At 64.4% G+C, this 23,516-nt stretch carries 20 protein-coding genes and 1 pseudogene; 10 read left to right on the top strand and 11 right to left on the bottom strand.

The window, feature by feature from the left end:
* Window positions 1-208 precede the first annotated feature (208 nt).
* Complete coding sequence (locus tag L8F97_RS15810; protein ID WP_242152295.1) at window positions 209-3,502, top strand: PAS domain S-box protein; 3,294 nt, start codon at window positions 209-211, stop codon at window positions 3,500-3,502.
* 128 nt (window positions 3,503-3,630) lie between these two features.
* Here the strand turns inward: L8F97_RS15810 and L8F97_RS15805 are convergent.
* A pseudogene (locus tag L8F97_RS15805) lies at window positions 3,631-3,895 on the bottom strand (integrase core domain-containing protein); the annotation flags it as partial.
* A 909-nt stretch (window positions 3,896-4,804) separates the two neighbouring features.
* Between L8F97_RS15805 and L8F97_RS15800 the strand changes: the two are divergent.
* The 7 genes from L8F97_RS15800 to L8F97_RS15770 are packed head-to-tail and all read left to right on the top strand — an operon-like array spanning window position 4,805 to window position 12,075.
* Window positions 4,805-6,814 carry an HAD family hydrolase gene (locus tag L8F97_RS15800; protein ID WP_242152292.1) on the top strand — a complete coding sequence of 670 codons (2,010 nt, stop codon included), beginning with the start codon at window positions 4,805-4,807 and terminating at the stop codon, window positions 6,812-6,814.
* Window positions 6,811-7,950 (top strand): glycosyltransferase, encoded by a 1,140-nt coding sequence (locus tag L8F97_RS15795; protein ID WP_242152289.1) that lies wholly within the window; start codon window positions 6,811-6,813, stop codon window positions 7,948-7,950. Before L8F97_RS15800 ends, L8F97_RS15795 begins: the two co-directional genes overlap by 4 nt.
* Window positions 7,951-7,955: 5 nt before the next feature.
* Complete coding sequence (locus L8F97_RS15790) at window positions 7,956-8,861, top strand: glycosyltransferase (protein WP_242152285.1); 906 nt, start codon at window positions 7,956-7,958, stop codon at window positions 8,859-8,861.
* The gene (locus L8F97_RS15785; RefSeq protein ID WP_242152283.1) at window positions 8,858-9,919 is read left to right on the top strand and encodes a glycosyltransferase; all 1,062 of its coding nucleotides are present in this window, start codon (window positions 8,858-8,860) and stop codon (window positions 9,917-9,919) included. Before L8F97_RS15790 ends, L8F97_RS15785 begins: the two co-directional genes overlap by 4 nt.
* Window positions 9,916-10,860, top strand: coding sequence for a polysaccharide pyruvyl transferase family protein (locus tag L8F97_RS15780; RefSeq protein WP_242152281.1), 945 nt, complete (start codon window positions 9,916-9,918; stop codon window positions 10,858-10,860). Before L8F97_RS15785 ends, L8F97_RS15780 begins: the two co-directional genes overlap by 4 nt.
* Complete coding sequence (locus L8F97_RS15775) at window positions 10,857-11,861, top strand: glycosyltransferase family 2 protein (RefSeq protein ID WP_242152278.1); 1,005 nt, start codon at window positions 10,857-10,859, stop codon at window positions 11,859-11,861. Before L8F97_RS15780 ends, L8F97_RS15775 begins: the two co-directional genes overlap by 4 nt.
* Before the next feature lie 34 nt (window positions 11,862-11,895).
* On the top strand, window positions 11,896-12,075 hold the full coding sequence (locus L8F97_RS15770) for a hypothetical protein (protein WP_242152275.1): 180 nt from the start codon (window positions 11,896-11,898) through the stop codon (window positions 12,073-12,075).
* Window positions 12,076-12,175: 100 nt separating this feature from the next.
* Here the strand turns inward: L8F97_RS15770 and L8F97_RS15765 are convergent, their stop codons facing one another.
* The 10 genes from L8F97_RS15765 to L8F97_RS15720 all read right to left on the bottom strand — a co-directional run bounded on the left by L8F97_RS15765 (window position 12,176) and on the right by L8F97_RS15720 (window position 22,366).
* The gene (locus L8F97_RS15765; RefSeq protein ID WP_242152271.1) at window positions 12,176-12,880 is read right to left on the bottom strand and encodes a PIG-L deacetylase family protein; all 705 of its coding nucleotides are present in this window, start codon (window positions 12,878-12,880) and stop codon (window positions 12,176-12,178) included.
* Window positions 12,881-12,887: 7 nt separating this feature from the next.
* The gene (locus tag L8F97_RS15760) at window positions 12,888-14,096 is read right to left on the bottom strand and encodes a glycosyltransferase family 4 protein (protein ID WP_242152269.1); all 1,209 of its coding nucleotides are present in this window, start codon (window positions 14,094-14,096) and stop codon (window positions 12,888-12,890) included.
* On the bottom strand, window positions 14,093-14,923 hold the full coding sequence (locus L8F97_RS15755; protein ID WP_242152267.1) for a sugar phosphate isomerase/epimerase family protein: 831 nt from the start codon (window positions 14,921-14,923) through the stop codon (window positions 14,093-14,095). The genes L8F97_RS15760 and L8F97_RS15755 overlap by 4 nt, the downstream gene beginning before the upstream one ends.
* Complete coding sequence (locus L8F97_RS15750) at window positions 14,920-16,419, bottom strand: YcaO-like family protein (protein WP_242152264.1); 1,500 nt, start codon at window positions 16,417-16,419, stop codon at window positions 14,920-14,922. Before L8F97_RS15750 ends, L8F97_RS15755 begins: the two co-directional genes overlap by 4 nt.
* Window positions 16,416-17,231, bottom strand: a complete 816-nt coding sequence (locus tag L8F97_RS15745; RefSeq protein WP_242152263.1) for a hypothetical protein — start codon at window positions 17,229-17,231, stop codon at window positions 16,416-16,418. Before L8F97_RS15745 ends, L8F97_RS15750 begins: the two co-directional genes overlap by 4 nt.
* On the bottom strand, window positions 17,222-18,217 hold the full coding sequence (locus L8F97_RS15740; RefSeq protein ID WP_242152260.1) for a Gfo/Idh/MocA family protein: 996 nt from the start codon (window positions 18,215-18,217) through the stop codon (window positions 17,222-17,224). Before L8F97_RS15740 ends, L8F97_RS15745 begins: the two co-directional genes overlap by 10 nt.
* Entirely contained in the window at window positions 18,217-19,353 is a 1,137-nt protein-coding gene (locus tag L8F97_RS15735) for a class I SAM-dependent methyltransferase (RefSeq protein WP_242152257.1), read from the bottom strand. The genes L8F97_RS15740 and L8F97_RS15735 overlap by 1 nt, the downstream gene beginning before the upstream one ends.
* A complete protein-coding gene (locus L8F97_RS15730) occupies window positions 19,353-20,291 on the bottom strand; it encodes a hypothetical protein (RefSeq protein WP_242152349.1) in 939 nt (312 codons plus the stop codon). The genes L8F97_RS15735 and L8F97_RS15730 overlap by 1 nt, the downstream gene beginning before the upstream one ends.
* A 5-nt stretch (window positions 20,292-20,296) precedes the next feature.
* The gene (locus L8F97_RS15725) at window positions 20,297-21,478 is read right to left on the bottom strand and encodes an inositol-3-phosphate synthase (protein WP_242152254.1); all 1,182 of its coding nucleotides are present in this window, start codon (window positions 21,476-21,478) and stop codon (window positions 20,297-20,299) included.
* A gap of 105 nt (window positions 21,479-21,583) precedes the next feature.
* Window positions 21,584-22,366 (bottom strand): Crp/Fnr family transcriptional regulator, encoded by a 783-nt coding sequence (locus tag L8F97_RS15720; protein WP_242152251.1) that lies wholly within the window; start codon window positions 22,364-22,366, stop codon window positions 21,584-21,586.
* A 347-nt stretch (window positions 22,367-22,713) separates the two neighbouring features.
* On the opposite strand from L8F97_RS15720, the gene L8F97_RS15715 reads away from it, so the two are divergent.
* Together L8F97_RS15715 and L8F97_RS15710 are read left to right on the top strand one after the other, a co-directional pair.
* On the top strand, window positions 22,714-23,046 hold the full coding sequence (locus L8F97_RS15715) for a hypothetical protein (protein WP_242152248.1): 333 nt from the start codon (window positions 22,714-22,716) through the stop codon (window positions 23,044-23,046).
* 51 nt (window positions 23,047-23,097) lie between these two features.
* Window positions 23,098-23,496 (top strand): VOC family protein, encoded by a 399-nt coding sequence (locus tag L8F97_RS15710; RefSeq protein WP_242152245.1) that lies wholly within the window; start codon window positions 23,098-23,100, stop codon window positions 23,494-23,496.
* Window positions 23,497-23,516 lie beyond the last annotated feature (20 nt).

The following is a 23,516-nucleotide window of genomic DNA, read 5'->3' as shown; positions in this document are numbered from 1 at the left end:
AATAGGAGATCATATTGGAAGCGTCGCCCGAGCAGGCGACGTTGACCCGCAGAGACGCCGACGCGATCACGGCATGGGGAATTCACCCGCTTGGCTGAGGCATTTTCCCGAGCACAACGGTCAACGCCGATCGAAGGCCAACCGCAGCGTCGCTCGTGAAGTACAATCCTAATTGTCGCCGTCCTCCCGATGCGACATTGATGCAGACATGCAAACCGACTCTACCGGATCTGTCGACGAAAGCCTGTCCGGCCGTCAGGCACGTCTGATCATCGAGAACGCGATCGACTACGCCATAGTCGGCTTGGACCTCGCCGGCACGATCACGTCGTGGAACATCGGCGCGGAGCGGATCATGGGTTGGAGCGCGAGCGAGGCTATCGCCCAGCCGGTCGACCTGTTCTTCACCCCCGAGGACGTCGAGAGCCGCATTTCTGAAGCCGAGATGAGCGCGGCCGTCCGTCACGGTCGCGGCGTCGACGAGCGCTGGCACCTGCGACGGGACGGATCACGCTTTTGGGCCAATGGCGAGATGATGCCGCTGCGCGGCAACGGCGGTAATCTCGAAGGGTACGTGAAGATCCTGCGCGACCGCACCGAGCAGCATTATACAAGGGTCGCGCTGTCGGAGAGCGAGGATCGCTACCGGTCGCTGTACGACAGCATCGACGAGGGCTTCTGTCTGATTGAGGTGCGCTGCGACGACACCGCCCAGCCGATCGACTATCGCTTTCTGGAGGTGAACCCCGCCTTCGAACGCCAGACAGGCTTGGCCGACGCACCCGGCAATTGGATGCGGGACCTCGTGCCCGATCACGAGCAGCACTGGTTCGACATGTACGCGCGCATCGCGCGGTCGGGCCAATCGCAGCGGTTCACGCTGCCGGCCGAAGCACTCGACGGTCGCTGGTACGAGGTGTTCGCGTACCGCGTCGGCGAGCCGGAGGAGCGGTTGGTCGCCATTCTGTTCAGCGACATCAGCGAGCGGAAGTCCGGTGAGGCGCGCTTGCGGGCGAGCGAGGAGCATCAGCGCGGCCTCAATGCCTCGCTCCGCAGCAGCGAAGCCAACCTTCGCCTTTTGCTCGATTCGATCAGCGAAGGCTTCTACGCCGTCGATCAGACCGGCCTGACCACAACCTGCAACGCGGCGTTCCTGCGCATGATGGGGTTGACCAGCGCCAAGGACGTCATTGGCCGTCGACTGCACGACATCATTCACCACACTCATGTCGACGGCTCGCCCTATCCCGAAGCACAATGCCCGATCTACCGGGCCGCGCGGGACGGCACGCCCGCACACGTCACCGAGGAGCTGTTCTTTCCCATCGGCGGCGAGCCGCTGTGGGTGGAGTACCGGGCAACGCCGATCATCCAGGACGGCAGACTGGGTGGCGCGATCTGCACCTTCCAAGACATCAGCGAGCGTCGGGAGCGAGAGGCGAAGAAGGCGGGCGTGGAAGCGCGGCGTACGGGTCTGCTTACCCTTGGCGATGCCCTCCGCAACATGGAATGCCCGATCGCCATGGCCGCTGCCGCAGCCGAGATCGTTGGACGCACGCTCGATGTCAGTGCCGCAGGATTCGGCCGAATCGATGCGTCGGACGAGACACTGCTGATCGAGCGCGATTGGGCGATCGCTCCGCAGTACGGGATCGCAGGCGAACATTCGATGCGGAACTACGGCTCGTACATCGATGACCTGATTGGCGACCGTACCGTTGTGATCGCCGACGTGCGGACCGACCCGCGAACGTCTGCTTTTCCCGAAGCATTCGACGCCGTCGGCGTGAGCGCCCTCGTGAACGCACCCGTGGTGGAAAAGGGAAGGCTGACCGCTCTCTTCTGCGTGCTATCACAACGAGCGCGCACCTGGACGACGGACGAGGTCGACTTTGTTCAGCAGGTAGCCGAGCGGACCCGGATTGCGATCGAGCGCCGCCGCACCGAACTGGAGTTGCAAGCGCTCGCGGGCTCGTTGCAGGAGCAAGTGGAGGAGCGCACGCAGGAGCGCGACCGCGTCTGGCAGGTAAGCCGCGACCTACTCGGGGTAGCGAGTGCAGAGGGCGTGTGGCTCAGCGTCAATCCAGCCTGGTCGCGGGCCCTCGGCTGGCCGGCGGAGGCCATTGTCGGCAGAACATCCGAATGGCTGGAGCACCCGGACGACCGTATCAAGACCCGGCAGGAGGTGGGGCGGCTCGCCGAGGGGTTCACCACCTTGTCCTTCGAAAACCGGTTCCGAACCAAGGACGACGGATATTGCGATCTCGCCTGGTCCGCGGTGCCGGCCGGGGGATTGCTTTACTGCGTGGCGCGGGATGTCACCGAGCAGAAGGAGCGCGACGCGGCGCTGCTCAAGGCGGAGGAACAGCTACGCCAAAGCCAGAAGGTGGAGGCGGTGGGCCAGCTCACCGGCGGCGTCGCGCACGACTTCAACAACCTGCTCACCGTGATCCGCGGCTCGGTCGACCTCCTGCGGCGTCCGAATCTGCCCGAAGAAAAGCGAGAGCGCTACATCGCGGCGATCTCGGACACCGCCGACCGCGCGACCAAGCTGACCAGCCAGCTGCTTGCCTTTGCTCGACGTCAAGCGCTCAAGGCGGAGGTGTTCGATGTCTCCCTGAGCATCGCCAGCCTCCGCGACATGCTGGGCACGCTGACCGGCTCGCGCATCGCCATTGAGGTGGAGGTCCCCGACATCCCCTCCCTCATAAAGGCCGACCGCAGCCAATTCGACACCGCGTTGGTCAACATGGCCGTGAACGCGCGCGACGCGATGGGCGGCGAGGGCACGCTGACGATCGGCGTTCACGAGGTGAACGGCATTCCCGCAGTGCGCTCGCATCCAGCAGTGCCCGGCCAATTCGTCGCGATCTCCCTGCAGGACACCGGCGGCGGCATCGTGCCGGACCAGATCGAACGCATATTCGAGCCCTTCTACACGACGAAGGGCGTCGGCCATGGCACTGGTCTAGGTCTCAGTCAGGTGTTCGGGTTCGCTAAACAATCTAGCGGAGAGGTGATCGTCAGCAGCGTGCTTGGCGAAGGCGCCACCTTCACCCTCTACCTCCCGAAAGCTGCTGACGATGTTCGGGAGGCAGGCGGACTCACCGAGGACGGCGGCTCGCCTCTGCTGCCGGGTGCCTGCATTCTCGTCGTGGAGGACAATAGCGAGGTGGGCTCGTTTGCAACGCAGGCGTTAAGCGAGCTTGGGTTCAAAACCAAGCTGGCGATAGACGCGGCCAGTGCGCTCGTCGAACTTGGCAGCGACGGCCACTTCGACATGGTTTTCTCTGATGTGGTCATGCCCGGCATGTCTGGGATCGAGTTGCGCGAGGCAGTGCGCCGACAATTCCCGCACTTACCCGTTGTTCTCACCAGCGGGTACAGCAGCGTTCTTGCCGAGCAGGATGGCGCCGACTTCGAACTGTTGCAAAAGCCCTACTCGCTCGAGGAACTGGCGAAGGCTCTGGCCAAGGCAGCAAGTAGCCACGGTCGTGGGTAGGGTTTCAAAGGTGAAATGACCCAGTTCCAGACATTCGCGACGCGTTTTTGGCTTCCCAACTCCGGTCGCCCGTTCATGTCGCTTGACCGATCGGTATCAGGCGCTTGGAAGTGACGTGCTCCCCGTTTTCAGGCCGCTGATAACTCAGCTTCGGTGTCCATATGCCCTTGGCGGGAGCGGTTCGTAAACTCGGCGGGTGCCAAACCCGCCAAGGCTGCTGTGCGGACGCACGGTGTTTTAATCCGTCCGCCATGCCTCGATGATCCGTCTTGCCGTCGCTAGCGATGGGAACAGCTGTTCGTTCAGGCACTCGTCGCGCAAGCGACCATTAAAGCTTTCGACGAAGCCGTTCCGCTGCGGCTTGGCCGGCGCGATATAGTGCCACTCGACCCCCTGTGTCCTGGCACCTCGGCCCTGCTGACTGAGGGCATGACGATCCAGATCAGGGTGGCAAGCACCCGAACAATGGCCTTCATCGCGCACGCTCCTCGTTAACTCACGCGCTTGTACCGCAGGTGTCTGTATGCGCCAGCCAGACATTCATCGCGAGCGATGCTGCTAAGCGCTTCTCTGCCGATGACAACTAGGAAGTCGACAGCCGCGCAACGCCATGCGTCTGACGCATGGCATTGGGAAGTCTGCGACCGCACAGACCCGCTTGCGGTCATTCAGCACTACCATCGTCCTTCCCACAAGCGGACGTTCGTTCATTGTCATGACACGGTTCCCGCAGCCGTTTCACTGCGGAGATGATAATGCTGACGCCGAATACGTTCTATGCCGCCAATCACGCTACGCGGGGCGCCTCCGGCAGATCGCGCGCCGCTGCTGCGCGAAAGTCGGTGAGAGCCCGCACCTTGACGCTGGTTGGTGCCGAGAGTGGTAGTAGACGTACAGAAGGGAGACGTCATTCAGCCAATCCGGGAAAAGCTCCACGAGCAAGGGGCCGCTCGCCTGAGTGGCGGACGCACTTGCCGATTGCGCGCTGACTCGCGTGCTACCGGACTGAACGTATCCGAAGGAGCCGCTTTACATCTACTACCCCACCCGCCGCCAACAGTCCGCCGCGCTGCGCGCCGTCGTCGCGTTCGCCAAATCATGGTCGGCAGGGACGCGCGGCACCGCCGTACATCGTCAACACGCCGAGCCGACGTATTGGCGACAGGGTATAACCCCGCCGCTAAAATCCACTTATAATCGCTGCATTTCATGGTTGCGTTGCGCCGAAAGTGAGGGTCCGCGCGGATCGGTGGATCCCAGAGCCGAACTGATCGTTACGGAGGTAGCAATCGGGGGGCAATCTTGTTCATTTTACATCTCGCGTTGGGCGGGTGTCTTCACGCGCCGCCCGTCGCCTTTGGAATCACTGCCGATACCGGTGGACATATCGCCTATGTCATGGATGCAGCGCTTGCTCAGGTACGCCATAACGGCATGAACCACGTATCGATCGTAACCCGCCTGTTCGAGGATGCGCGCCTGTCGCCCCGCCATGCGTGCGTGAGCGAAGTCCTCGCAGAAAACGTCACCATCGACCGGATAGCGACCGAGGATCGGCGGTATCTTGAAAAGGAAGCGCTGGCGGCGGATCTCAACGCCTTTACGAAGGCGTTTTGCAGCCATATCGCGCGTCTGCCGCGACGCCCCGACGTGATCCACGCGCATTTCGCCGATGCGGCGGCGGTGGCCATCACGGCGCGGCAGCGGTTTGGCATCCCATTCGTCTATACGCCGCATGCACTCGGCATCGACAAGCGTGTGCAGGGCTGTGCGGGCGACGGTATGGATGCGCGTATTCAGGCCGAGCGCACCGCGCTCGCGGCGGCGGACGGCATCATCGTCTCGACGCACGATGAAGCCGAACGCCAGGTGCGCGCCTATGGCGTGGCGGTCGACGGCCGTATCCATTGCCTGCCCCCCGGCGTACCGCAGCGTCCCACCCCGAACGGCGCGACGACACTGGCGGAACGGCTGGGCGAATGGCTTGATGCGCCGGAAAAGCCGATCATCCTCGCGATCGCGCGACCGGTCGCGAAAAAGAACCTCGTCGCGCTGATCCGCGCGTTCGCGGCGACGCCGGCGCTGCGCGATCGCGCTAATCTCGTCATTCTCGCCGGCCAGCACGACCGATCGTGTACGCCCGAGGAACAGGGTGTGCTTACGGAGATGCGGGCGCTCGGCGCGGACCCGGTACTGCGCGGGCGCATGGTCCTGCCGCGCGCGCATGACGCGGACGACGTGTCGGCGCTGTATGCGTTGGCGGCGCGCGGTGGCGTGTTCGTCAATCCCGCGCTGCACGAGCCGTTCGGGCTGACGCTGATCGAGGCGGCGGCAATGGGCGTGCCGGTGGTCGCGACCGGCAACGGCGGCCCGCGCGAGATCGTCGAGACGATCGGTCACGGCCTGCTCGTCGATCCGCGCGACGACGCCGCTATCGCGCAAGCCTGTCTGGCGATCATCGCCGACCCGGCGCTGCACCGCCGCTTCGCCGAGGCGGCGATCGGCCAGGTCGGCGCATACGACTGGTCACGCTACGCCGCCGGGAGCCTCGCGGTATACGACGAAATCGGCACGGCGCGGCCCGCGCTGCTGGCCTGCGATATCGACAATACGCTCACCGGCTGCGCCTCCGGCGCGCAAGCCTTTGCGAAATGGCGCACCGCCAGCGCGTTTCCGTTCGTGGTCGCGACCGGGCGCTCGTTCGATGCGGCGTGCGCGGTGCTGCGCCAGTGGCAGTTGCCCGATCCCGACGCCTATATCGTCGATGTCGGCACGCGCATGATGATCGCCGACGATACCGGTCGCTGGACCGCCTGCCCGGCCTATCACGCCGCGCTCGATCACGATTGGGACCGTGCGGGCGTGGTCGAAGCGCTCGCGCCGCTCGGGATCGAACCGCAGCCGGTGGAGACGGAAGGCCCGCACAAGCTCAGCTTCTTCGGGACGGCAGCCGATGCGCTACGCATCCGCACCACGCTCGCGGCGGCTGGTCTCGGCGCGCGCGTCATCTTCTCGCACGGTCGGCTGATCGATGTGATCGCGCCGATGGGGGGCAAGGCGGCGGCGGTCGGCGCCTATGCCGCGCGCCACGGCCTGTCGCTCGCCCAGTGCATCGCGGCGGGCGACAGCGGCAACGATGCCGACATGCTCGAAGCCTGCGGCCGCGCCATCGTCGTCGCCAATGCCAGCGACGAACTGGCGACGCTGACGCCGCGCAGCGGCCTGCACCGCGCGCGCGCGCGGCATGCGGCGGGGGTGATGGAGGGGCTGGAACGGCTTGGTCTGACGTCGCCGGTGGCGGTCGCGGCATGACCCAACCCTTCGGCTATTTCGTCCATCATCAGGGACGCGGCCATGCCGAGCGCTGCGCGGCGATCGCCAACGCGCTGCCGGTCACGCGCCCGCTGACGATCTTCTGCGCGCGTGACGATATCTTTCCGGCGCTGCCCGCGCATGTCGAGATCGTGCGCATCCCCTCCCTGTTCGAGCCGGGCGGTGGCGAGGCGACGACGATGGACGATATCGCCACGCCGGCGACGCTGCATTGCGCGCCGCTCGGTTGGCCGGGCATCCGCCGCGCGATGGCGACGATCGCGAACTGGTTCGACAGCGTGAACCCCGCATTGATGATCTGCGACGTCTCCGCCGAAATCGCGCAGCTCGCCCGGATATGCAGTGTGCCGCATGTGAAGGTGTTGCAGCATGGCGATCGCGGCGACCCCGGCCACCGCGCCGCCTATGACGGCGCGGCCGGGCTGCTCGCCGCCTTCCACGCCGATCTCGCCCAGCCCGAATGGGACGCGGCGATGCGAGCGAAGACCTGTTTCGCCGGTGGTCTCGGCGTCGATATCTGCGTGCCGGAGCGCGAGCTTGCCCGGCGGCGTATCGGCGTGGCTGCGGACGAGGAGACGATCCTCGTCCTTTCGGGCGGGGGTGGCGATGGTTTCGGCCAGGCGCCGCTCGCGGTCGGCGCGCGTGCCAAACCGGGCACCCGGTGGATCACAATCGGCCCGGTGCAGCGCGACTGGCATGCGACCGAGCCGGCGAATATCGAGCATCGCGGCTGGGTCGACAACCCCGCCGAATATGTCGCCGCCGCCGATCTCGTCATCGCTTCGACCGGCAACACCACCTGCCAGCAGATCCTCGCGGCAGCACGGCCATGGCTGGCGATCCCCGAGTGGCGCTATTTCGACGAACAGCATCGCAAGGCCGAAGCGCTGGCGGCGGCGGGGGTCGCATGCGTGCGCCCGCACCTGCCGTCCTCGGCCGATGCGTGGGAACAGGCGCTCGCCGAGACGCGCGCCACGCATCGCCCCGACGCGCAGCGCGGCATGATCGCCGATACGCCCGCGCACGATACCGCAATGTGGCTCGAGGCGCTGGCGGCGCGCCTGTGGACGCCCGCGCCAGCCGCTACCCTGCCCTTAGATCTTACCGGAGCTTGACCCCAATGGATGCCGTTTCCGTCGTTACGCTGGCCGGGGGTCGCCCGGATCATCTCTACAATCTCGTACTGGGTCTCGGCCGACAGACGCAGCGCCCGGTCGAACTGATCGTCGCGGTGTTGCAGGACGAACCCTATGTGCTGCCCGAAGCGCCGTTCCCGGTGCGCCAGATGATGATGGCCGCGCCCGAACTGGCGCTCGCCGCCGCCCGCAACACGGCGGCGCGCGCGACGACGGGGGACGCGATCGTATTCCTCGACATGGATTGCATCCCCACGCCCACCCTCGTCGCCGATTACGCGCGGCGGCTGGACGAATTCGACGGGCTGCTGATGGGTGAGGTGATGTACCTGCCCGGTAATGCAACGCAAGGCGACTGGTCGTACGATGCCTTCGCCGAGGTGGCGGTGCGCCATTCCGACCGGCAGGGGCCGCCCGCCGATGGCATCCAGCTCTGCACCGATTATCGCTGTTTCTGGTCGCTCAATTTCGCGATGCGCCGCGCGACCTTCCTTGCAAGCGGCGGGTTCGACGAACGCTATGTCGGTTATGGCGGCGAGGATACCGATTACGGCAAGACGATCGACCAAGCCGGCATCCCGATCGGCTGGATCAAGGGCGGGCTCGCCTATCATCAGTACCATCCGCACCACATGCCCCCGGTCCATCATCTCGACAGCGTAGTGCGCAACGCCGAATTGTTCGAAACCAAATGGGGCTATCGAACGATGGGGCACTGGCTGCATGCCTTCGAACTGATGGGGCTGATCGATCAGGCGCCCGGCCGGCCGATCCGCATCCTGCGCCGCCCCGATGCCGACGATCTCGCGCTGACCGGGCAGCAGAGCCACCAGCCCTATTCGAACACCACCACCGTCATCCGCATTCTCGAAGCCCGAGCGGCGGCGTGAGGATCGCGCTGCTGGCGCACGTCCGCCAGCCGATCGCGCAACCCTTCATGGGCGGGATGGAGTCGCATAGCTGGTATCTGGCGGACGGGCTGATGGCGCGCGGGCACGACGTGGTGCTGTTCGCGGCCGGCGACAGCGATCCGCGCTTCACCATCGACCCGGTGGTTGACGAACATTACGAGCGCACCTTCCCCTGGGCAGAACATCGCGGATCGGCGCCGCTGATCGCGCATCTCGACGACGGTTATGCAGCCGCCTGCGACCGGATCGCGGAGGGCAGCTTCGACGTGGTGCACAACAACAGCCTGCATCGCTTCGCGATCGAACCGCGCCGCACGGCGGTGGTGCCAACGGTCACGTCATTGCACGTCCCCCCGTATGATGCCTTGCACTGGTTCGTGAAGGCCAGCGCCACGCCCGGCCATCATCTCACCGTCACGTCTGAGCGGCAGATGGCGGCATGGTGGCCCGACGGCGCGCCGCCAAGGGCATCGGTGCTGCACAACGGCATCGATCCGGCGGCATGGCCGTTCGTCGCGACCGGTGACGGCAGCGCGGTGTGGTGCGGCCGCATCACCCCCAACAAGGGCACGCATCTCGCAGCAGCGGCCGCGCGGATGGCCGGCGTGCCGCTGACGTTGTTCGGGCAGATCGAGGATCCCGATTACTGGCTCGCGCAGGTCGAGCCCTTACTGGGCGGCGACATCCGCTATGGCGGCCACCTGCACGGCGCGGCGCTCGCTGCCGAGATGGGGCGCGCATCGGTATTCCTGTTCACGCCGTGTTGGGACGAGCCGTTCGGCCTCGTCGCGATCGAGGCGATGGCGTGCGGCCTGCCCATCGCCGCGCTCGACATGGGCGCCGCGCGCGAGGTGATCGGCGAGGCCGGACACTTCGCCCCCGCCAACGACGCTATCGCGCTGGCCAAGGCGATCGGCGCGGCGATGGCAATCCCGCGCCACGTGCCACGCGATCGCGTCGATCGCCTGTTCACGCGCGACCGCTGGCTCGACGCGTGCGAGGCGCTGTACCATCAGGTGCAGCCAGTTCCCGCATGACCAGCATGGCAGAGGGGATCGCCGCGCAGCACGCGTTGCTGGACATGCTGTATCGCCGCCATGTCGGGCCGGGCCAGGCCTATGCGCTGGTCGATTTTCCCAATCACGCCAATGTCGGCGACAGCGCGATCTGGCTGGGCGAGACGCGGATGCTGCGCGCGATCACCGGGCGATCACCCGATTATGTCGCGACATGGGATGATTTCGATGCGGCGGCGTTCCGGCGCGCTTGCCCGGACGGCGTGCTGTTCCTCCACGGCGGCGGCAATCTTGGCGATATCTGGCTGCATCATCATACGTTTCGCGAGACCATCCTGCGCGACATCCGCGACCGGCCCGTCGTGCAACTGCCCCAGTCGATCCACTTTCGCGATCCCGCCCGGATCGCACCGTTCAGCGCGATCGTCGCCGATCATCCCGACTTCCACCTGTACGTGCGCGATCGTGCGAGCCTCGACTTCGCCGCCCGCCATCTGTCCTGCGCGACCGATCTGGCGCCGGACTCCGCCTTCGCGCTCGGCCCGCAAGCCGCCCGCGTTGCCGCCGATTGCGACCTGCTGATGCTGATGCGCACCGATGACGAGCGTCGCGCGGAAGATTGTTCGGCCTTGTCGCGGGTGCCCGGCGCGGTGGTGCTCGACTGGCTCGACGACGATGCGCTGCCCGATACCGCCGGCACCACCAAGGCGCAGGCGTATGATCGTATGGCGGAAGCGCGGGTCGAACGCGGCCTTCGGCTGTTGTCGCGCGGACGCAGAATTCTGACCGACCGGCTGCACGCGCACATCCTCGCGACGCTGCTCGGCATCCCACATATCGCGCTCGACAATGATTACGGCAAGATCTCCGCTTATATCCGCTGCTGGACGGAAGGTATCGAGGGCGTGCGGACCGCACCCTCGATTGAAGCGGCGGTCGCGTCGCTTGGCGTGGCCGCATGACCGATATCAGCCTGTTGCTGTGCACGCGCGATCGTGCCGGCAGTCTTGCGGCGACGCTCGCCTCGATCAACCGTGCGATCCGTGCCGCACCGCATCTGACGATCGAGGTGGTGATCGTCGACAACGGCTCGACCGACGACACCGCCGACCGGCTGACGACGTGGCGTGCTGGCCAGCCGTTCACGGTTCATCTGCTCGCCGAGCCGCGCCCCGGCCTCGCGCGCGCGCGCAACACCGGTCTCGCCCGGACAATGGGCCGCATCGTCGCGATGACCGATGACGATTGCGTGCTCCACACCGACTATTTCGGTGCGCTCGCCGCGTGTTTTGCCGACGTGACCGAGCCGACCATCATCGGCGGCCGCATCCTGCTCGGCGATCCGCGCGATATCGCGGTGACGGTGAAGCTCGAGGATCACCCGATGATCGCCGCTGCCGACCAGTTTCCCGGCGGGTTCGTGATGGGCGCGAACCTTGCCATGACGGCGGACGCGATCGCGCGGATCGGCGCGTTCGACGAGCGTTTCGGGGCGGGCGCGCGCTTCGTCTCGGCCGAGGATACCGACTTCCTGTTCCGTGCGCAGCGCCAGAACATTCCGGTGCGGTACGAACCGCATTTCACGGTCGACCATCATCACGGCCGCCGCGACCCGGGCGATGCCGTCAAACTGCTCGCCGGCTACGCCTTCGGGGACGGCGCGCTGTATGCCAAACACCTCCGCCACAGCCCGCACATCCGAGGCTTCATCGCCAACGACCTGCGCGATGTGATGAAGGACTTCACCGCACCGGTGACGCCGTGCGCGGGCATCCGCCGCTTCTATCTGTTCAGCCTACGTCATAAGATCATGGGGTTCCTTGCCTATGTTGCAGCGGCGCGCCGCCTTGGCGGGATCAATGCGGGATTGGACCCGTCGCGGTGCCGCAACTTGCCCGGAACCGCTTCATGGCGCTGCGGCGGGACCCGGACTGATGCGTTGTTGCACCGATCAGCAGAATGACAATGAGCGCTGCGAAAACGAACGTTGGCCGCGCATGGCCATTGAAGTCGCCCGCTATAAAGGCTCGGACTCTTCCTCCTCGCCGCTGGATTGCGTCATCGTGCTCGATGGCGCGGTGATCGCGGCCGAGCGCAACCAGACGCATGAACTGCCCGGTGCGGCCGCCCTATCTTGTGCGGAAACGACCGGAGCACTGGCACCGAACCGTTCATAACAGCATGTCGGCGACAGTAGGATGGTAGCCCTTCCCAATGGTTATGACAGAAGCTGCGATCATAGTTACAGCTTTGCCGGAATAAAACGCGTGTTGCCGATCAGACCACGTCAAGTGGATCAAGTGGGTAAAAGCGTTCTTCTGCGATCCGTTCGGTCCGGCGGGTCATCGCCTCGACTCCGCCGAACTGGAAGCCGAGTTGCGAGCCGTACGCAGCGCAGGCGGCGATACGCCGAGCGCGCGTTTTATGCGTCAGGTGTTCTATCACCGCAGGCTTGGCGGCAACGCGCTCTTCGCGGTCTGCGTAAGGCCAATCCTCCCACAGCAATACACTATCAGCGGCACACGAACGCCGTATCGCGTCCAGAACGATGTGGTGGTCGACATGATTGCCGAGGCACAAAGGCCCGAGTACGAGAGCCGGCCGTTCCGTCGCGAGGAGCCCGGCCAATGCCGCCGCGACATCATCGACGATCCGGTCATTGGGCAGTCGTTCGGCAAACAACATCTTTGCAGAGGTGTAACCACGGTGCGGCGCTTCCAGGAACGGTAAATGGATTGCACGTGCGCCAAGCGCATCGCACGCCATCTGGTCTTCTGCGCGGCGCAGCGCCATATAGTCGACACCGATGCCCAACCCCTTGTCGAGTTGACAGGCGAGCGCGAAACCGGTCGGGTGCCCGACGTTGCCGGTGAAGCAGGTCACTATCGTGACGGACCAGCCCTTGTCGACGCGGGACGCAAGCAGCCCTCCGGCCGAAAAGGCGGCATCGTCCAGATGGGGTGATATTGCGAGTAGCTTCATCAGTCGGTCACAGCAGATGTGGCTCGCTGCGAAAGCGGCAGGGAGTGACCGGCAACGTTGCGTCGAACGGGCTTTGCGGGCGGTCATGCAGGCTGTGGTAGATTCCGCTGATCTGCCGCCCGACGGCTTCCCAGCTATACACCCGGCGGCATTCGGCTAGTGCAGCCCTCGCCAAGCGCGCGCGCCGGTCCGCGTCGATAATGACGCTGGTCAGCGAGGCCGCCAGCGCAGGCACATCGCCGGGATCGGTCAGCATCCCATTCTCGTCATCGCGGACGCAGTCGACCACGCCCACGGCATGGCACGAGACGACCGCAAGACCGCACGCCATCGCCTCAAGAATCGTGTTCGAGAACCCTTCGGCATAAGTCGGCGACACGAAGACGTCGTGCGCTCGGTACAGTTCGGGGACCGCGTCATATTCCGCATACCCGCTGAACATCACGAGATCAGCAAGCCCAAGTTCGGTGGCAAGCACCTTCGCGCGTTCGACGTCGGGGCCAATGCCAGAGATGGTTGCACGCCAGTTGCCATGTACGTCCGGTAATGCTTGCAAAAAGTCCAGCACGCCTTTGCGGGCGTCGACCCGGCCATGATACAGCAAGCGAACCGGACCTTCGGTTTCGTTCTTGAGTGCTGGCGTGAAATGGGAGGTGTCGACTGCACCCGGAACGATTGTAAACCGGTCGAGCGCGGTGCCAAGGCGTTCGTGGACTTCGCCCGCGAAGCTGTCGCCGCCAATCAGCAACGCTCCCGCATGATCAAGCACGCGTACCATCGCGAGCCGGTGCGTCTCGCAGCACGAGCCGACCCAGTGACCGTCGCCGCCCTGAATTGATACGACGCAGGGCAAACCAAAGCGACGGGCCGCGATCATGGTCGCCCAGCCGGTTGGATAGCCGTACTGAGCGTGTAGGATGTCGAAAGGGGCACGCGCGTGCTCAAGCGCGATCGCATCAACAATTCCGTCTATATCACGTTCAAAATTGCCGTTTGCCTGCTCGCCCACCGCTTCAAGGCCGAGGACGCGTACACCCGGTACCGCGGGCGGCGGGCCACCGCCATAGACGGATGCACGTGCGGGATCACCGTAATATTGGCTGATCATCGTGACATCGTGGCCACCAGCGACGAGTTGGCGCAGCAGGTTGATCGCATAGATCGACATGCCTGAAATTGCCGGGAAGAAACGGCGGGAGACGAAGCAAATCCTCATGCCTCAATGCTCCGCAGATAGGCGATCGATTCCGGAATGGCGGCATGTGCGCGCGGGCTTTCCCGCCCAAGTTCGACGCAAACCAGTCGGGTGAAGTTGATCGCCTTGAGCGCGGTGAGCACCGCGGGCATGTCCATGTCACCTTCCCCGAAAGGGAGATGCGTATGGTCGCCACGACGCATATCCTCCACCGCCACGGTGCCGATCCGCGTGGCATAGTCGCGGACCGCGTCGGCGGGTTCGATATCCTGGGTGACGAGACAATGACCGGTATCGAGCGCGAGCCGAAGCCGCGGGTGCCGTGCGACAAGTGCGTCGTAATCGCCGACCGTCTCGATGAGCATTCCCGGCTCGGGTTCAAAGCTCGCGTCGACACCGACCCGCTCGGCATGATCGAGCACTTGTTCTAGTCCGGCGTCGAGCCATGATCGCGCCTCGGCGGGATCGACACCGGCCAACGGCACTCCCGCCCAGAACGACACCGTCTCGCTCCCGAGCCGCGCCGCCACGTCGAGCGCGCGGCACAGGAACGTTACGCGTCGGGCGCGACCGTCCGCATCGGGGGTAATCAGCGTCGGCTCGTGCTTCTTGTGCGGATCGAGCAGAAAGCGCGCGCCGGTCTCTATCACGCTGCCGAGCGACAGCGTGTCGAGTAACGCGGCGACACGGTCGGCTTCCTGCTCCCAGCGGGACGCGAATGGATCGAGGTGATGATGATCGAGCGTTAGCGCGACGCCGGCATAGCCCGAGTCCGCGATCAGCCGGAGTGCATCGTCGAGCCGATGGTTTGCCGCGCCATTGGTGTTGTAAGCGTAGCGCAGGCTCATGCGCGCCTCCGTTCGTCGGCGAAGGCAACGTGATGCGCCTCGGGCTCGCGGTAGAGTGGGTACAGTGGGCCGACGAGCGCGTCGGCGACGGCGGTGTCGAACAGCGGGTTGCCCAGGCGCTCCGCATCCGCTGGGGTCAGCCGGACTCGGCGCAGAGTCTGGCTTTCGTTTACGCCAAACTTGATCAGCGGCGAGTCGAGCGCAAGCAGCTTTTCAGTGTTGCGCGCGCCGATCCGGTAATAGCTCATCGTTTCGACCTCCATGCCGGGGACGATGACCTTGACCACCGATATCGCGAGGTCGGCGGGCGACATGTCGACATAAAGCACGTCGAACCCCGCCGCCTCGACCGCCGCACGCGCCGCGGCGGCGCGCGCATGGCCGTCGGGTGTGGGCAGCGTCGGCAATGCGTCGAAGCTATGCGATCCGCGTTCGGACAGAACCGATTCGGCGAGCCACCCCCGCAAGGTCGCGGCGTCCCGCCCAGTCCAGTCGCGCATCGCATCGAACGCGCGGCTGTCACTTGATTTGGCGGCACCCCCGGCTTGCGCCATGAACCGCGCGACATAATCAGCGGGTGCGACCTGTGCGACGAGATCGGCTGGGCCATGCGCGAAAGCCTTGCGCGCACGGCTTGCGGCAAATTCAGTCAGGCACTTGTCGAGCGCGGCGGTGCGGTCGGAGTGACACGCTTCTCCGCAAGCGGTCACCATGATCGGCGCGGCGGGGGGCGTGTGTTCATCAATTCCGACGCAGTAAAGGTTTGGCATTCCAAACTGATCGGTGGCGAACTTAGGCATCGCGCGGATTCCCGCCGCCTCGAACCGCTCGAGAATCGCGGTGGTCGAAGGCGCAAGGCTGGTGTCGAGATCGAGCATAACCCCACGGTCGAGCGCGCGAAACAACAGGCCGTTGCCGTCGCGCTGGAGAATCTCGCACAGCCCGTGCCCGATTGCCCAGTCGAGATCGGGACCGGCGCCCATCCCGTTCGAGATGATCGTTGTGAACGGCTGGTAACCCGGGGTCAGTTCCTTTGACGAATAGGCCGCGAGGTCAATTGGGACCAGCACGCTGGAGCCATCCGCCCAGCGTCTGGCCTCGACCCATTCGAGCACCGTTTCATGATCGACTGGTGACCCCGCAGGCAGGCACAGCGTTAGCGGATCGGCGACCGCGTGTGCGCCGAGGCTGCGGACCAGATCGGCATAGCTCCCGCGCGTCTTGCCGCGCGCGCCGAGCGTCAGCGTCGGCCACACCATCTCGGCGATCTCGCCAAGCCCGCCGAGCACTGCAGCTTCGTCGGTCGCGCCATAACCGACGCCGTAGGGCATAATCCCGCCAAGCGCGGGATCCTCCGGGAACAGCGCGACGACCCAGACGGGAATGCCGAGCCGGTCGAGCGGATGGATTGGGAAGGCGATGACATCGCCTTTGGGAAACGCATCGAGATAGGCGCGCGCGGCGGGGCCGAGATCGGCGGAGAGCCCGATCCTCACAGCGCAAACCTCTGCACGCCCGGCGCACGCGCAAGTCCATCGTCGAGCGCGGCAAGCGTAACCGCGCGATCGACTTCGGGGGCATATTCGAACGGGGTCAGCACCGCGTCGAAATCGAGCGGGGCGATGGCTTCACGGTAGCGGCGGAGTTCAGCGTGAGTCAGCGGAATATCCTTATGAAACGCTTTGTGGCTCGAAATTGCGAGTGACCGACCGGCGGGATCCTGGTCGATCTTGAACATGTCGCCGCAGAACAGGCGGCGTCCCGGTGCATCGTGAAGCGCAGCCTGCCCCTCGTAATGCCCGCCGACATGATAGAGCGTGTACCCTGGCGCGAGTTCTAGTGTGTCGTCGTATGGCATGGTGACTCGGAACGCCTTGGTCAGCTGGAGGTCGTCGCGCTGAATCGCGACCACCTCGGGGTCGAACAGGTACTGGAGCTGGAACAGCGCGCCGTATCCATGCGCATGGCTCGCCGCGAGGAACGCAATACCGCCGAGCGCCTCGATCTGCGCTAGCATCGCGACCGAGTAATAAGGCGCCGCCTCGAACGCGATGTTGCCGCCGTCGCGCACAATCAGCCAGCCGGTCCCGCCGAGCCCGAGCGTGGGACTGGTGGTGAACGCCCACAGGCCAGGTGCGACCTCGCGCGCGGACCCGCCATGCGTTGCGGCGACGTCGGCTTCGGGGAGGAAGCACCAGCCATCCTCGGGCAGATCGTTGCGGACATCGGTGCAGACGGGGCAATCAGGCGGCGCAAAATGACGCTGCCAGAACCCGCAATTGGCGCAGGCGAACCAGCTTAAAGGCATGATCGTGCTTTCTGATAGGCCCGGTCGAATAAGCGCATCAGCGCCAGATCGCGGGGCATCGAAAAATCATGCGGTTCGCCACATGCCGCCGCCATGAACGCAGCAGCCTGCGCAGCGAAGGGCGAGGTCGCAGTGTCAAAGGTGAGCGACGTCTGCGCGCCGGTGCTGCCGCATTGCTGCACCAGAGTGCCGCCCGCGGTCTGACCCATTGTGTTGGTAGCGATAAGCAACCCGCGCTCGCCAAGGACCTCGAGCCTACGGCGCGGTAGGTTCTCCGCGCAGTTATAGGCGACATGGCTTTGGAACAGCGCGCCCGACGCCGAGCGGGCAGAGAGCATCCCACCGTCGTCGACCGCATAGGCATGAATTCGGCTTTGCAATGCAATCGACAGGTCGATCAGTGGTTCACCCAGCAGACACTCGGCGAGGTCGAGCCCGTGCAGCGCAAGATCGATCACCGCACCACCGCCCGCGCGGACCGGATCGGCGCGCCAGTTGTCGTGCGCGCCGCCATCGGGAGTCCAGTCGGGGTCGACCCAACAAGCGTATAGGATACGGATCGCAACGGGGCGACCGATCGCATCGTTCGCGACGGCTTCCGCGATCCGGCGATGTGCGGGGTGATGCCGCTGGTCGAACGCGGTGCCGTAGAGCGGGCCGTCTTTAACCGCAGCCGCCATCGCCTCGCCCTGCTTGAGCGAGGCGGCGAGCGGTTTCTCACACAGCATTGGGATCCCCGCCGCCGCGCAAGCGCGGACGGGGGCGAGATGCGCATCGTTGGGCGTCGCGATATAAACGAGGTCGCACAAACCCGACGTCAGCATCGCTTCAGTTGTCTCGAAAGCGACGATCCCAATTCGTTTCGCCCGCGCGCGCGCTTCCGGGGAAGGATCGGCTACCGCCGTCACTGCCCCGCCCGCCGCGACAATTCCGGGGACCATGTAATCGCGTGCTACCCAGCCAAAGCCTACGATTCCCCACCGCATCACCATCGCTCCGGCAAATCGACAAGGCGCCTCAGGCGGACGTCATCCGCGTTGAACGGCGAGGCGCCGGCAGGATCTGCCCAGAAGCAGCCCGCAGCGTATTCGTCCTGATACCGCTTTGACGGCCAGCGAACCGATCCATCGTCGCCAAGCAGCGGATTGCGCCGCAGCACGGCTCCGTCAGGCGGCATGGCTAACCCCCGTGCAATCGGACGCGGCGGCCCCGCTCCTTCGACCAGCGACCACGCTTCAACAGAGGGTTCCGGTGTCCAGCCACTCGGGGCGGCAACCGTGCCCCCGAGCAACGCAACAAGCAACGCGCGTTCGTCATAGACCTGTGCGTCAGGGAAAAGCGCAGCCCAACCTGAAGCGGACAATGCCGGCCCCATTGCGCCTCCGGCGTGCTCCGAATTGTGCAGATGACTTATTGCGAGCGTTCCCCCTTCAGTGAGGGCGTTGCGCAACCGGGCGGCCACCTCCGTCTGATCGGGCAGGAAATAGAAGGCGTCGTGACACATCACGAGACCGAACCGCGTGTGCACAACTGGCCATTGCGCGGCGGCATCGAAAACGACGTAGTGCGCCCCGGGGGCGACCCAGTTTTTTGCAAGCCAGCATTTGGCGAACACCACATCCGCGCCGAGGCATTCGATGCCGCGCCGCGTGAGCTCGCGGAGATAATGGCCAATTCCACACGCCAGCTCGAACGCGACTCCGGTAGGCGTCGCCTGCATTTCGAGCAGCGCCAGCCCCGCGAGATAGGTCGGATCGCTCCAGCGATAAGCGAAATAATCCGCGACCGGGCCCAGCCGCAGCAACGCCATCGCCTCGCGCAGCGATAGCGTTTCGCGTTCGCGGACAAGCCGCGTAAGTTCGGTCAAGTTGGTCGCGGGTCCGGTCCACCACGCATCCTGATCTGTGAGAAGCGCAATCAGCGCATCGTCGGGGCAGCCCGCGTCGAGATGGTCGAGTGCGACTGCGGCAAGCCCTTCGCTATCGACGCGTAGATAGGGGATGCCATCCACCACCGGCCAGCGCTCCCCCGGCGCGGCGAGCGAATGCAGCGTGTCATAGGCAAGCGTTTGCCCCGTGACAGGGGATACCAGCGGCATCTCGGTAAACGCCAGTGCGGGCATTAGGCGAGCCCGGCGTCGGCAAGGATGCGGTCGTGGAAAGTTTTTGCCGGGCCATCATGGACCAGCCCGTAATCGTGAAGCACGACCTGCATCGTCAGCCCTGCCGCGCGAAGATGCTGCTCGATCTCGAGCACGCGGTCGAGCACGTCGGCGACGTGGAACGCGCGCGCTTCTGGCGTGACGTCGCCACCAATTGGCGCGAGCGCCGCCGTTATCACCAGTGCGAGGTCAGGCGCGGTTGCAGCGAGTTCATCAAGACATGCCTGCCGCGCGGTCGCAATCGCGGTGTCGAGGCGGTCGCCGAGCAGTATCTCGCCCGAATAGCCGCTGTCGGGCATGTCGGCATTGTGGAAATGGTGCGCCATGCCCGCAAGAAACACTGAGACCGGGTCCGCGCCGTGCCACGGACTGGCAAGCACGCCATATACCGCGACCATCAGGCAATGCTCGGCGTGATTTTCCGCGGGCTGCAACAGGATTCGGGGATGCCCGGGGCAGGTAACACCCGCGCGGGGCTGATGCGCGAGCTTGCCAACGAAGCTTGGCACCGGGCCCGGCACGGGGCGTCCCCGCGCAAGCGCGGCACGCAGCCGCTGCGCCAGCGCGGGATTAAGGTCGTGGGTAACTTCGTCGAATGCGCGTTCGAGCACCGTCACCGCATCGTCGCCGAGCCCGAGCCTGTTCAGTGTCGCAAGGTCGAGATCCCCCAGCCGCGCCGATACCAGCGCGGCACCGGTCACCTGTTCCATCACCTCCGCAGGAGCGTCGCCGCGCACCAGCGCCGCCCAGCCAAGGGCGAACAAACGTTCCGCGATCGATCCAGGCGCCTGCGCGGAGAAGACCCGCTTAAGATCGCCTAGCTCGCGCAGGAACGGCAGCGCGGCGGGCGTCAATTCGGCGGAGGGTACTAGACCCTCCGCCGCGCCAGACAGGGGCATTTGGTTCACGCGGTCTTGCCGTCGAGCCAGTGATCTAAAATCGCCTGCTGCTCGGGGACCGCATGGACCGGCTTGCGCCCGCTGCTCGTCTGCGGAAGCTTGAAAAACAACCCCATTTGATCCTGCACGCCGCCTTCGCCGCGCTGCTGCGCAAGATCGAGACACCGCGCAATCTCGATCGCAAGCGGAGCTGCGAGGATCGAGTCCTTGCACAGGAAGTTGAGCTTGAGTTGCATTTTCTGGCCCATGAAGCCGGTCAAATCAATGTTGTCCCACGCTTCCTTGTCATCGCCGCGCGGGCGATAATAATGGATCATGATGATGTGATCCTCGACCGGATAGCCGAGGATGTCGTTGAGTACGCTACCCTTGGTGCCGAGCTTCGACGCAAGCGACTTGGGATCGTCGAGCGCGAGACCGTCCGAATTGCCCAGGATATTGGTCGAGAACCAACCATCGACGTGGAGCGCACGGTCGCGCAGCGCCGGCGCAATCACCGTCTTCATGAATGTCTGCCCGGTCTTGCCATCCTTGCCAGCGACGGGGACGTTGCGCTCCGCTGCGAACTCGGCGAGCGGCGCGATGTCGGCGGCGACCGACGGCGTGAAATTAGCGTAGGGCGTGCCCGCGTCAATCGCGGCATAGGCGTAGAGCATTGCCGGACTGATTGCGGCGTCATCCTCGTCCAGCCCGCGCTCGAACGCTTCGCGTGATTGCAGCGCGGCATCATCGGCATGCGGGACACGCTCGGTTGACGCGAGGTTGACGACGACGACACGGTCGAGTCCTTTCTCGGCGCAGAATTGACGCAAGTCGGACTGAATCTGCTGGATGGCAGCGCGGTGGCCGCTCTCGAGCTTGTTGCTGCCATCGATATTGGCGCAGTATGCAGTACTGCCCACCGCCTTCCACGGGCGCATGGTGTTAAGCGCGGCGGCACCGTCGGCAAGTTCCCTGTCGCCGATCACGCCGTGCCGCATTGCGCACGCGCCGAGTGAATCCTCAGTCAGATCCCATCCGCCAAATTCCAGATCACGGTATGCGATCATGCCGGCCACATCGCGATTGGCGAGAGGAAGCCCGTTGAGGCTGTTCGACCCTGCCTTAATCATTTCGATACCCGCGATAGCGGTGGTAGCGACGGCGCCACCTACACCTACAATCGCCACGCCAAGCCGTTCTGCCATGTCTGATCCCTACTTCGGCCCGCCATGGGCCGAGGGATCGTTAACCAGTTGGCAGCGATGGACTTCTCAGAATCGGGCGCGCAGCGCGAAAAAGTTCCTCGGCAGTTACATATGTCCCCGCACGCGCATTTCGGGGTGATCCATGTCACCACGCGCGCCAACCGGGGGCAACCAGTCGGTCGCGACTTCGCCATGGCGATCGTGAAAATCGACCAGCGTGGCGAGTTGGTCGACATCATTGATACGGATTATGCGCGCATTGCGTTCGACCAGACCGGTTTTCTCGAGAGCCTTGAGCGAGCGGCTGACATGCGTCTTGGTTAGCCCGACCGAGTCGCCGAGATCCTGCTGGGTCAATGGGAGCTCGAATGTCGATCCCGCATGACCATCGACCACGCGCAAACGCGAGCGAATGTCGAGGAGTAGCGTGGCTATGCGCGTAAATCCATCGGTGCGCCCGACCGATGTCAGCCGGTCTGCCATTGCAACCTGTTCCGACGCCGCCACTGCGAACAGCAATGCCCCCAGCCGCGGATGATCGCGGAATAGCCGCCCAAACGCCGCCTTGGGCATTTCGAATAGTGTTGTTTCGCTCACCGCTCGCAGCGTTGCGGCGCTATATCCCCACGCGATTGAGAAGGTCGCGGTGATGTCGCCGACGAAATAGAAGCGCAGGATCTGCCGACCGCCATTCTTGAGCTTTACCGAGCCATGCAACCAGCCGCTTGCCACGATATAGAGGCTGTCACAGCTCTCACCTTCGTGAACGACAACGTCCCCAGACCGGAAGGTGCGTTGGCGGCGTTCAAGCGAGCGCAATGCGTCACGTTCCGAAAAGGTAAGCGCTAGATGGCGCGAGAGGCGCGTTTCGAGAGGACTTTCAAGCATAGATCAGTTTCTTGCGGCTTGGTAAGCATTGTCCGTATCGTGCATTTGTGTTTGACGAAAGGTTCAACTGGCGTTGCTCTGGCCAACCTGCTCGCGACGCGCCACACCGGGCCGGGTTTGAACCCGATCGCGCGCGTCAGGCCTCATGGTCTGCTCGCGTAGAAGATCATGATATTCAGCCAACGCGCTTGGCTTTCGACGATATCAGCGAGATAAGGGCACGCTTGACCGGTTCCCTCGCAGCAAGCCGCAGCCGATTGGTGACGTAATACCCTATAAGCTGTCAGGGTCAGCATACTGGGACAGTCTTATCACGCCAAGGGCGGCTTGGCGGCGCTGTACATTCAATGCCGGAGACGGTCACTCTGCAACACTTGGCATTTGAGCAGCGCGTTATTAAACCATTAGTGTCACAAGACCCAGAAGTTGCCATTCGGGCCACTCCGTCCACTTCCCAAAACCCGCCATTCGTTTACAATCTGATCCAGTTTCAGATTGGCTGCTTTATGAACGGCAAGGTTCCGCTGTTTTCGCCGGTGTCACCGCGTCAGCTCTACGTTCAAAATACCTTCGATCGCAGGCAGCATCGCCTCGACAGCAGCGATTGCCTTGCCGTTCGGATGCACCCTGCCTACGCCTACGGGCAGAGCGGTGTTCCGGAACTGGATGACCGCCCGTAGCGTCCACATCACCGGTATCTATCGAATAATGCCTTGAGCAGGAGAAAAAGCATGCTGTTTCATACTATGGTCGGATCGAACGACATCGAACGATCGAAGCGATTCTATGATACGGTGCTCGGCATACTCGGCGTCGGTGAACCGATGCGGAATATCGCCGACAGCGGCCACACCCGGCTCATCTACAATAATGGCAACGAAACGAACTTCATCGTCAGCCAGCCGATCAACGATGAACCTGCGACCGTTGCGAACGGCAGTACCGTTGCCTTTTCATGCAACTCACCTGAGCAAGTGAAGCAGCTTCACGATGCCGCCGTTGCCAATGGCGGCACCTCGATCGAAGCACCGCCTGGACCACGCGAGACTGCGTCGATGGGGACGATCGAGCTCGCCTATTTTCGCGACCCCGATGGCAATAAGCTTTGTGGGATCCATTTTCCCAAGTGATATTGCCGCCGCACATCAAC

The sequence above is a fragment of the Sphingomonas sp. BAUL-RG-20F-R05-02 genome (genome assembly GCF_022662305.1).
Classification (GTDB): Bacteria; Pseudomonadota; Alphaproteobacteria; order Sphingomonadales; family Sphingomonadaceae; genus Sphingomonas.
Note: the sequence above shows the minus strand (reverse complement) of the source record. Positions and strands in the feature narration are given on the sequence as shown.